Source organism: Isoptericola sp. NPDC055881 (genome assembly GCF_053615895.1).
Genome location: NZ_JBSHCR010000050.1, coordinates 22,620 through 31,488, shown reverse-complemented (window position 1 = coordinate 31,488; position 8,869 = coordinate 22,620). Strand labels below are relative to the sequence as shown.

Sequence of the window (8,869 nt, the reverse complement as noted above, 5' to 3'; positions counted from 1 at the left end):
TACGAATTCGGCGGGAATTCTGATCAGAATTCCCGCCGAATTCGTACCCACAACATCTGCCAGTGCGGGGCCGGGTCAGCCGGCGAGCACGGCCTCCATGGCACGCGACAGGTACCACGGGTCGACGACGGCGGTGAGCTCGCGGGCGGAGTGCATCGACAGGATGGCCGCGCCGACGTCGACCACGCGGATGCCCAGGCGGGTCGCGGTGATCGGACCCGTCGTCGAACCGCAGGGCACGACGTTGTTCGAGACGAACTCCTGGCTGGGCACGCCGGCAGCGGCGCAGGCGGCCTGCCAGCGTGCTGCGCCGTGGGCGTCGGTCGCGTACCGCTGGTTGGCGTTGATCTTGAGGATGGGGCCGCCGCCGGCGTGGGGGTGGTTGGCCGGGTCGTGCCGCTCCGGGTAGTTCGGGTGCACGGCGTGCCCGACGTCGGAGGACACGCACAGCGACGCCGCGAAGGCGCGCGCCCGCTCGTCCTCCGACGCGCCGAGGCCGGCCGAGACGCGACGCAGCACGTCCTCCAGGAACGGTCCCGCGGCGCCGGAGCGCGACCCGGAGCCGATCTCCTCGTGGTCGAACGCGGCGACGACGCCGATCCCGGCGAGGTCCTCGGTCGCGACGCCGAGCAGCGCGGTGATCGCCGCGTGCGTCGAGAGCTGGTTGTCCAGGCGCGGCGAGGCCCACAGCGCGGCACCGATGCCGAACGCGCGCGCGGGCTGCGTCTCGGCCAGCATGACGTCGTAGCCCAGCACGTCCGAGGCCTCGACTCCGTCGCCCGCCGCTGCGGCGAGCTCGGCCAGCACGTCGGCCTGCGAGACGTCCCCGAGGCCCACGACCGGCTGGGTGTGCCGCTGCTTGTCGAGCGTCAGCCCGTCGTTCGAGGAGCGGTCCAGGTGGATGGCGAGCTGCGGGATGCGCGCGATCGGGCCGGTGCGCACGAGGTGCTCGACGCCGTCGGAGGTGACGAGGCGCCCGGCGAGCTCCACCTCGCGGTCCAGCCACGAGTTGAGCAGGGGGCCGCCGTACACCTCGACGCCGGCCTGCACCCAGCCGTCCCGGCCGGTGGTGGGCTTCGGCTTGAGCTTGAAGCCCGTCGAGTCGGTGTGCGTGCCCAGGATGATGAACGGCGTGGTCGCGCCTGCCGAGGTCGGGACGGCGAAGGCGACCACCGAGCCGTCGCGCACGACGACGTAGCGCCCGCCCGGCACGACGTCCCACGCCGCGGTCTCGTCCAGCCGGACGTAGCCGGCCGCCTCCGCGCGCCGGGCCACCTCCTCGGCGGCGTGGTACGACGAGGGCGAGGCGGCGACGAACGCCCCCAGGTCCTCGGTGTGGGCGCGGGCAGCTGCGGGGACGACGTCGGGCATGACCGTCATCTTCCCACGCGCGCCGCCGTGCGGGGCGGCGCCGGCCCGCCGCCGACGAGCGTCACTCCCCGCGCGGCGGCCCCACGTAGCCGTCGACGAACTGCTGCCAGGCGCCCTCGTCGTCGATCGTGAGGCGCCAGCCCTCGTAGTCGGTCAGCGTGCCCGACAGCATGTCCTCGTACTCCTGCCCGGACAGCGCGCCGGCGTCCACCGCGTCCTGCCAGTGGGAGGCGGCCGAGTCGCAGCCCGCGGCCATGTGGGGCCAGCCGTACGCGCGCCGGATGCCGTCGTCGCCGTGCGCCTCCACGAGGCACGGCTGCGTCTGGGACAGCAGCCGCGCGAGGATCGCGTAGACGTCCTCGTCCTGCTCGGCGGCCGGCAGCTCGAACAGCTCCCGCGGCGACTGCCCGCCCCAGTTCTCGTCCACGCGGTCGGACGCCTCCGCGAGGGCGATGAGCCTCTCGTCGTCGCAGGCCAGCGCGGCCGTGAACATCGTGGCGACGGTGGTGCGCACCGGCTCGGGGAGATCGGTCAGGTCCGGGTCCAGGACGTCGAGCCCCGTCGCCGAGCAGGTGCCCTTCGCCGCCACCCGGTCCTCGGCCGAGGCGATCGTCGCGCCGTCGTCGTCGAGGACGACGCGGAACCGTCCCGGCGAGACCACGACCGTCGACGTCCCGGCGTCCTGCGACCACAGCACCGCGAAGGCCCGCACGTGGTAGTCGCCGTCGGGCAGCCGGTGCGGGTAGGCCGTGGTGCCCTCCGCCACCCCGTCCGGGTCGCAGGACGACGTCGCGTAGTCCTCGGCATCCCGCGAGGTGTCCCCGGGCCGGAGGGTGACCGGCTCCTCCGTACGGTTGATCCCCAGGTCGACGACGCGCCCGTCCTGCACCCACATCAGGCTCGGCCCGAGGAGCACGGTGTCCGCCGGGGTGCCCTCCGCTCGCGTGACCAGGGTCGGCAGCGTGATCGTGGCGCCGTCGCCGTCCGCCACGGACCCGCCGAGCGACATCGTCTCGGCGTCGGCGACGAGACGGTAGCCCGACGGGCTGCGGGGGACGTCCCGCTCGGCGATGCCGCACGACAGGTCCGTCCCCTCGAGCCAGCTCGGCTGGTGCCCGGGCTGGATGGTGTCGACGGCGCGCGCCCCGGGCTTGCGCTGCGCGTCGCGGGCCGACCCGTCGGGCGACGACGGCGAGCTCGACGGCGTCGGCGTGGTCGCGGGCCCCGGCGCGGGCTGCGGGGAGTCGGGCAGCAGCGCGGCGCCGCCCAGCACGAGCCCGGCGGCGACGGCGAGCGTCGTCGCCCCGATCCCGGCCTGCTTGACGGTGCGACGGCGGCGGACGCGGCGGCGCACCGTACCGAGCATGTCGTCGAGCACGTCGTCCAGGCCCGGCGCCGCGGCACCCGCCCCCGCGAGCGCGTCCAGCCCGCGCCGCAGCGCCTCGTCGGTGCGGCCGTCGGCCCCGTCGTCCCGTGCGTGGTTCCCGGTCATCGTCCTGCCCTCCGCCCCGTCGTCATGCCCGTCACCGTGGCGCCGTCCTCGGCGTCGACCCGCAGCACGTCGCGCAGGGTCGCCGTCGCGTCGGACAGATAGCGCTTGACCGTGCCCTGTGCGAGGCCGAGCGCCTCGGCCACCTGCGGCACGGTGAGGTCCTCGAGGTAGCGCAGGACGACGCACGCCCGTTCGCGCGGCGTCAGCCTCCCCAGCGCGGCGGCGACGTCGGCCCGCGCCGTCGCGCCCGACGCCGCGCCGCGGACCCGGTCGTCGGTCGCCACCAGGTGGCGTGCGGACGACCAGCGCTTGCGGCGGCGGTGCTCGTCGAGGAAGAGGGTGAGGATCGCGCGGCGCACGTACGCCTCGCTCGTCCCGCCCTCGTCCAGGGCGTGCACCCCTGGCCGGTCCGCGGCGCCCCGGCGCAGCCGCGCGAACACCTTGACCAGTGCGTCCTGCACCAGGTCCTCCGCGAGCCGCTGGTCCCCGCACAGCACGTACGCGTAGCCCACCAGGGCCCGTCCTCGTGCCCGTGCGAGCTCCGCGAGCTCGTCCTCCCAGCGGCTCATGGTCCCCTCCCGTGCCGTCCTCACCCCTTCAGACGCTCGGGTGGCGCGGACCGTTGGGTCAGGATGCCATGCGGTTCGTGACGGCCGTCACATGTGGGTAGACTCCCCGCATCCCGCCGTCAACGGCGACGGCGGGACCTTCCCGACGGGCGGTCGCGCCGTCTCGCCGGGCGGAGGGGAAGCACGTCAAGGAGGACGGATGCTCACGTTCGGATCCAGCAGCATCGCGATCGTCGCCGTGATCGGGGTGATCGGGCTGGCCGCGCTCGGCTGCGCCGCCGCGTTGCGACGGCAGGTGCTCGCCGCGCCCGAGGGGACGCCCGCCATGCAGGAGATCGGGCGAGGCGTGCAGGAGGGGGCCTCGGCCTACCTCAACCGCCAGTTCCGCACGCTCGCCCTGTTCGCGGTCGTGGTGTTCGCGCTGCTGTTCCTGCTGCCGGGGGACGGCGGGGTCCGGGTGGGCCGGTCGATCGCGTTCCTCGTCGGCGCCGGGTTCTCCGCGGCGATCGGCTACCTGGGCATGTGGCTCGCCGTGCGCGCCAACGTGCGCGTCGCCTCGGCCGCGACCCGGCCGGACGGGCGGGCGGAGGGGGCGCGGATCGCGTTCCGCACCGGCGGCGTCGTGGGCATGTCCGTCGTGGGCCTCGGCCTGCTGGGCGCCGCGCTCGTCGTCCTCGTGTACCGCACCGACGCGCCGGCCGTGCTCGAGGGCTTCGGCTTCGGGGCCGCGCTGCTCGCGATGTTCATGCGCGTGGGCGGCGGCATCTTCACCAAGGCGGCCGACGTCGGCGCGGACCTCGTCGGCAAGGTCGAGCAGCACATCCCCGAGGACGACCCCCGCAACGCCGCGACCATCGCCGACAACGTGGGCGACAACGTGGGCGACTGCGCGGGCATGGCCGCCGACCTCTTCGAGTCGTACGCCGTCACCCTCGTCGCGGCGCTCATCCTGGGCCGCGCCGTGATGGGCGAGCAGGGTCTCGTCTTCCCCCTGATCGTCACCGCCATCGGTGCCTTCGTGGCCCTCCTCGGCGTGCTCGTGACCCGCGTGCGCGGCAGCGAGAACGGGCTCAAGGCGATCAACCGCGGCTTCTACCTGTCCGCCGTCGTCGGCGCACTGCTGGCCGCCGTCGCCGCCTTCGTCTACCTGCCGTCGTCGTTCGCCGAGCTCGCCGGCACCGCGGACATCGGCGACGTCACCGCCGACCCGCGCGTCGTCGCCTCGCTGGCCGTCGTCATCGGCGTCGTGCTCGCCGGCGTCATCCTGTGGATCACCGGGTACTTCACCGGCACGACGTCGAAGCCCACGCTGCACGTCGCGGCGACGTCGCGCACCGGCGCGGCCACCGTCGTGCTGTCGGGCATCGGGGTCGGCTTCGAGTCGGCCGTCTACACCGCCGGCGTCATCGCCGCCGCGATCTGCGGCACCTTCCTCCTCGCCGGGGGCTCGATCTGGCTGTCGCTCTTCCTCGTGGCGCTCGCCGGCTGCGGCCTGCTCACCACGGTGGGCGTCATCGTCGCGATGGACACCTTCGGCCCCGTGAGCGACAACGCGCAGGGCATCGCCGAGATGTCGGGCGACGTCGACGAGGAGGCTGCGCAGATCCTCACCGACCTCGACGCCGTCGGGAACACCACGAAGGCCATCACCAAGGGCATCGCGATCGCCACGGCCGTCCTCGCCGCGACGGCGCTGTTCGGCTCGTACGCCGACGCCGTGTCCGGCGCGCTGGGGGACGTGAAGGAGGTGGGCGCCGGGCTGGTGCCCGCGATGCTCAGCTTCGAGATCGTCTCGCCCGTCACGCTCGTCGGGGTGATCCTCGGTGCCGCGACCGTGTTCCTGTTCTCGGGCCTCGCGATCGACGCCGTGACCCGCGCCGCCGGCGCGATCGTCTTCGAGGTGCGCCGCCAGTTCCGCGAGCACCCGGGGATCATGACGTACGAGGAGCGGCCCGAGTACGGCCGCGTCGTCGACATCTGCACCCGCGACTCGCTGCGCGAGCTCGCCACCCCCGGCCTGCTGGCCGCGTTCGCACCGATCGCCGTGGGCTTCGGCCTCGGCGTCGGCCCGCTCGCCGGCTTCCTCGCCGGCGCGATCGGCGCAGGCGTGCTGATGGCCGTGTTCCTCGCGAACTCCGGCGGCGCATGGGACAACGCGAAGAAGATCGTCGAGGACGGCGCGTACGGCGGCAAGGGCTCCGAGGCGCACGACGCCACCGTCATCGGCGACACCGTGGGCGACCCCTTCAAGGACACCGCCGGCCCCGCGATCAACCCGCTCATCAAGGTGATGAACCTGGTGTCCGTGCTCATCGCGCCGGCCGTGGTGATGCTGAGCGTGCCCGCGGACGCGAACCAGGTGGTGCGCATCGTCATCGCCCTGGTCGCGGCGGCCGTCGCCTTCGGGGCGGTCATCATGTCCCGCCTGCGCGCCGCCCGCGTCGACCGCGAGCAGGCCGACGAGACCGCGAGCGTCCCCGCGAGGTAGTTCCGAGCACCGCGAGGTAGTTCACCGAACCGCGAGGTAGTCCGGGTTCTCGCGAGGTAGTTGAGGTAACCGCGAGGTAGTTCACCGGACCGCGAGGTAGTCGAAGAAACCGCGAGGTAGTTGGCTACCTCGCGGGTTCCTCGACTACCTCGCGGTTTCTTTGACTACCTCGCGGGCTTTTCGACTACCTCGCGGTGCTTGGAACTACCTCGCGGTGCTCTGGACTACCTCGGCGGGTGGCTACTGGCCGGTGCGGCCGTCGATGCACTCGCGCAGGAGGTCGGCGTGGCCTGTGTGGCGGGCGTACTCCTCCACCAGGTGCTCCAGGACGTCACGGACGGGCAGCAGCTCGCCCCGGCGCTCGACGGTGCGGCCCATGTCGGCGTCGGTCTGGGTGGCGAGCCAGGCGTCGGCGTGCGCCGTCTCGCGCCGCCAGGTGGTCCACGCCTCGTCGACGACGGCGGGGTCGGCGACGACGCCGTCGAAGTCGGTGTCCGGGACCTCGTCGCAGTCGTACAGCGACGGCAGGTGGGCCTCGCCCTGCAGGACGCGGCGGAACCACGCGTGCTCGACCTTCGCCAGGTGTCGCACCAGGCCGAGCAGCGACAGGGTGGACGGCGGCACGGCGCGACGGGCGAGCTGTTCGGCGTCGAGCCCGTCGCACTTCATGGCGATCGTGTGCCGGTACATCTTGAGGTAGGACCAGTGGGTCTCCAGCTCGCCCACCGGGTGCGCCCACTGCTCGCGGGGGTCCTCCTCGGGGTCCACCCACATGTCGGGGGACTGCCTCTGCGTGGTGTCGCTCATGCGCTCATCCGACCGTCGGGCGCGGGCCGGGGCAAGCGATTTCTCCGCAGCACGCCGGCGGTGACGGCCGAGCCGACGCACACGGCCGCCGCGATCCCGCACGCCCACCACAGCTGGCTCCGCAGCGGCACGAGGAGCGCGTCGACGATGTCGTCCACCGCCTCGCGGCCCGACGAGCTCACGTCCAGCCCCGCGACCACCGTCTGCGCCGCCTCCGGGAGCAGGACCAGGAGCAGCAGCATCGCCGCGGCGACCAGGCCGCCCGTGACGGCGAGCGTCCGCAAATGGCGGCGCGGACGGGCGACGACGGCGGCCAGCACGGCGAGGAGGACGGTCACCGGCAGCGCCCACGGCGTCCACCGGTCGAGCGTGGCGACCGCGGACTGCGCGGTCGACAGGTCGTCCGAGGAGTAGAGGACGACGTCCGCGCCCGTCGTCGCGAAGCCCTCCGGGACGGGGAGGCCGCGGTCGCGCAGCGCCTGGCCGACGGACTCCAGGAACGGGTCAAGCGGCAGCGTCACCACGCCGTCGGCGGCGTCGACCACGTCGCTGTCGTCGCGCAGCACCGCCACCGTGGCGGCGTGCCCCTGCCGGCTCGCCTCCTCCCACGCGGGCGCGAACGCGTCCGACCGCACGAAGACGTCGGCCACCTCACCGATGACGGGTCGCAGCGCCCCGGCGAGGAGGCCCGAGTCGATCCCGCCGGCCACGGTGTCGGTCAGCGCCTCGGCGACGGCGTCCTGCGTGGTGACGTCGTCCGCCAGCGGCGCGGTCGCGGCCACGTAGGCGTCGGTGTCGAGGAGCGTGCCCTCCACGTACCGGGCCGGGACGGTCACCATCGCCGCCAGGACGGTCAGCGCGACGAGGACGCCGCTGAGGAAGCTCCGCATGGTGGCACGCTACGCGGCCCGACGGCGCGACGGCCCGGCACCGCGCGGTCCTGGCTAGAGGCCCGTGCGCCCGTCGATGCACTCGCGCAGCAGGTCGACGTGGCCCATGTGGCGGGCGTACTCCTCCAGCACGTGGAGCAGCACGTCGCGCGCCTCGACGGTGCCGCCGTCGTACGGCACCTCGCGGCTCATGTCCTCGCCGGCGAACCAGTCGTCGGCCACCTCGACGGCGCGGTGCCAGGCGTCCCAGGCCTCGTCGACGCAGGTGGCGTCGGGGAGGGCGCCGTCGAAGTCGACGTCGGGGTAGCCCGGGAGCTCGAACGGGCCCCGGTCGGGGGCGCCCTGCAGCACGCGGCGGAACCAGTGGTGCTCGACGTTCGCGAGGTGCCGCACCAGGCCGAGCAGCGACAGGGACGACGGCGGGACGGAGCGGCGCGCGAGCTGGCCCGCGTCGAGACCCTCGCACTTCATGACCAGCGTCATGCGGTACCGGCAGAGGTACTCCCAGAGCGTCTCCTTCTCGCCGACAGGGTCGACGCCTGTCGCTCGAGGATCATTCTCGGGATGCACCCAGAGGCCGGGCGTGGTAGAGGTCACGCGCGTAATCTGGCCGAACGCCAGCCGCCGGTCAAGCGGCGCCCTCCCACCTGGTGCGACATACCGCCCGGGCGGCCTCCAGCGGTACCCTTCGCGACCATGAAGGCCAGCCGGACACGAGCGCGCGGGCTGCCGCGCGCCTGGTCGCGACCGGTGCCGGGCCCGTGGCGCCGGCGCTCGACGCTCGCGGCCGCCGGCGCCGTGGCGCTGCTCGCCGGGCTGGGTGCCGGGTTCGCGACGGGCCTCGTGCCGGGGTCCGGCGACGACGCGCTGCCCGACGGTCCCGCCGACGCCTGCGGCGTGGTGCAGGCCGCGTGGTCGCGGTCGGCGAGCCTGCAGGTCGGGATGACGGTGGACGACCCGGAGTCGCTGCGGCACGGGTTCGTGGGCGCGCGCGACGCGCTCGCGGACGTGCGCCCCCCGGACGCCGTCGCGGCCGACTGGCGGACCGTGACGAGCTACGTCGGGACGGTCGCGGACGCCGTCGAGAGCGCCGACGAGGACGACGTGGCGGCGGCGGTGGCCTCGGCGATCGCGACGCTGGACACGGACGCGATGACGCAGGCCTCCGACCGCATCACGACGTTCCTCAAGGACGACTGCGGGGCGGGGACGGCGGACGAGGGCGCCGGCTGACCCCGGGCAGCGGGCCTGA

General features: G+C 74.1%; 8 protein-coding genes. 2 read left to right on the top strand and 6 right to left on the bottom strand.

The features are described from left to right. Nucleotides 1-75: 75 nt before the first annotated feature. From ACWGKI_RS14995 to ACWGKI_RS14985, 3 genes are all read right to left on the bottom strand, one after another. Entirely contained in the window at nt 76-1,371 is a 1,296-nt protein-coding gene (locus ACWGKI_RS14995) for a M18 family aminopeptidase (protein WP_452188007.1), read from the bottom strand. Between the two features lie 61 nt (nt 1,372-1,432). Continuing rightward, nucleotides 1,433-2,863: a hypothetical protein gene (locus tag ACWGKI_RS14990; RefSeq protein WP_452188005.1), complete on the bottom strand. Its 1,431-nt coding sequence runs from the start codon at nt 2,861-2,863 to the stop codon at nt 1,433-1,435. Continuing rightward, the gene (locus tag ACWGKI_RS14985) at nt 2,860-3,432 is read right to left on the bottom strand and encodes a sigma-70 family RNA polymerase sigma factor (RefSeq protein ID WP_452188003.1); all 573 of its coding nucleotides are present in this window, start codon (nt 3,430-3,432) and stop codon (nt 2,860-2,862) included. The genes ACWGKI_RS14990 and ACWGKI_RS14985 overlap by 4 nt, the downstream gene beginning before the upstream one ends. A 199-nt stretch (nt 3,433-3,631) precedes the next feature. Between ACWGKI_RS14985 and ACWGKI_RS14980 the strand changes: the two genes are divergently transcribed. Further along, nucleotides 3,632-5,920: a sodium-translocating pyrophosphatase gene (locus ACWGKI_RS14980; protein WP_380240636.1), complete on the top strand. Its 2,289-nt coding sequence runs from the start codon at nt 3,632-3,634 to the stop codon at nt 5,918-5,920. A 240-nt stretch (nt 5,921-6,160) separates the two neighbouring features. Here ACWGKI_RS14980 and ACWGKI_RS14975 read toward each other — a convergent pair whose 3' ends face one another. The 3 genes from ACWGKI_RS14975 to ACWGKI_RS14965 are packed head-to-tail and all read right to left on the bottom strand — an operon-like array spanning nt 6,161 to nt 8,214. Further along, nucleotides 6,161-6,727, bottom strand: a complete 567-nt coding sequence (locus ACWGKI_RS14975) for a DinB family protein (protein ID WP_452188001.1) — start codon at nt 6,725-6,727, stop codon at nt 6,161-6,163. Next, entirely contained in the window at nt 6,724-7,617 is an 894-nt protein-coding gene (locus ACWGKI_RS14970; protein ID WP_452187999.1) for a hypothetical protein, read from the bottom strand. Before ACWGKI_RS14970 ends, ACWGKI_RS14975 begins: the two co-directional genes overlap by 4 nt. 54 nt (nt 7,618-7,671) lie before the next feature. Then, nucleotides 7,672-8,214, bottom strand: a complete 543-nt coding sequence (locus ACWGKI_RS14965) for a DinB family protein (protein WP_452187998.1) — start codon at nt 8,212-8,214, stop codon at nt 7,672-7,674. A gap of 99 nt (nt 8,215-8,313) precedes the next feature. Between ACWGKI_RS14965 and ACWGKI_RS14960 the strand changes: the two genes are divergently transcribed. Further along, a complete protein-coding gene (locus ACWGKI_RS14960) occupies nt 8,314-8,850 on the top strand; it encodes a hypothetical protein (RefSeq protein ID WP_452187996.1) in 537 nt (178 codons plus the stop codon). Nucleotides 8,851-8,869: the final 19 nt, after the last annotated feature.

What these genes read in the sequence shown, in the direction of transcription:
- ACWGKI_RS14995 (WP_452188007.1), bottom strand. Translation starts at nt 1,371, where the DNA reads ATGCCCGACGTCGTCCCCGCAGCTGCCCGCGCCCACACCGAGGACCTG.
- ACWGKI_RS14990 (WP_452188005.1), bottom strand. Translation starts at nt 2,863, where the DNA reads ATGACCGGGAACCACGCACGGGACGACGGGGCCGACGGCCGCACCGAC.
- ACWGKI_RS14985 (WP_452188003.1), bottom strand. Translation starts at nt 3,432, where the DNA reads ATGAGCCGCTGGGAGGACGAGCTCGCGGAGCTCGCACGGGCACGAGGA.
- ACWGKI_RS14980 (WP_380240636.1), top strand. Translation starts at nt 3,632, where the DNA reads ATGCTCACGTTCGGATCCAGCAGCATCGCGATCGTCGCCGTGATCGGG.
- ACWGKI_RS14975 (WP_452188001.1), bottom strand. Translation starts at nt 6,727, where the DNA reads ATGAGCGACACCACGCAGAGGCAGTCCCCCGACATGTGGGTGGACCCC.
- ACWGKI_RS14970 (WP_452187999.1), bottom strand. Translation starts at nt 7,617, where the DNA reads ATGCGGAGCTTCCTCAGCGGCGTCCTCGTCGCGCTGACCGTCCTGGCG.
- ACWGKI_RS14960 (WP_452187996.1), top strand. Translation starts at nt 8,314, where the DNA reads ATGAAGGCCAGCCGGACACGAGCGCGCGGGCTGCCGCGCGCCTGGTCG.